This is a genomic window from Methylobacterium sp. WL18 (assembly GCF_008040015.1).
Classification (GTDB): Bacteria; Pseudomonadota; Alphaproteobacteria; order Rhizobiales; family Beijerinckiaceae; genus Methylobacterium; species Methylobacterium mesophilicum.
Genome location: NZ_VRVD01001233.1, coordinates 1 through 605 on the forward strand (window position 1 = coordinate 1; position 605 = coordinate 605).

The 605-nt window shown below is 73.7% G+C and carries 1 protein-coding gene and 1 pseudogene; both read left to right on the forward strand.

Annotated features, from left to right (window positions below; all coding sequences use genetic code 11):
- Positions 1 to 194, forward strand: a pseudogene (locus tag FV228_RS32025) (MoxR family ATPase); the annotation flags it as partial.
- Positions 191 to 605, forward strand: a 415-nt coding sequence (locus FV228_RS32030) for a DUF58 domain-containing protein (RefSeq protein ID WP_147857994.1), incomplete at its 3' end; no start/stop codon positions are given. The pseudogene FV228_RS32025 and the gene FV228_RS32030, both read left to right, overlap by 4 nt.

The following is a 605-nucleotide window of genomic DNA, read 5'->3' on the forward strand; positions in this document are numbered from 1 at the left end:
CCTTCCTGGTCCGGGCGGCCCGGGTGCGGGCCTGGCTCGAGGGGCGGGACTGGCTGGTGCCGGAGGATGTCCGGGCGGTCTTCCCCGAGGTGATGGCGCACCGCATCTTCCTGGAGCCGGTCCACGAGATGCGCCGTGCCGAGATCGTCCCGGACCTGTGCCGGGCGGTGTTCGAGACGGTGCCGGCACCATGACCGGGGCGCCTTCGGCCGACATCGTCTACCTGCCGCGCTGGCGTCCGCGGGGGCGTCGCTTCGGGGCGCATCGGGGCCAGGAGGCCGGCGGACTGGGCACCTTCCGGGACCAGGTTTCGTTCCTCACCCTGCCGGATGCGCGCCGGATCGACCTGCGTGCGAGCCTGCGCGACCCGTTCGAGGGCGTGCATGTCCGGCGCTTCGAGATGCGCAACGCCGTCGAGGTCTGGGCACTGGTCGACCTCTCGGCCTCGATGCGCTTCCAGGGTGCCGGCGACCGCCTCCGTCTCGCGGGGGACCTCTGCGCCGGGCTCGCCGCCTCGGCGACCCGGATCGGCGACGGATTCGGGGTGATCGGCTGCGACCGCACAATCCGGGCGGACCTCTACCTGCCGGCGACCCGTCGGCGCG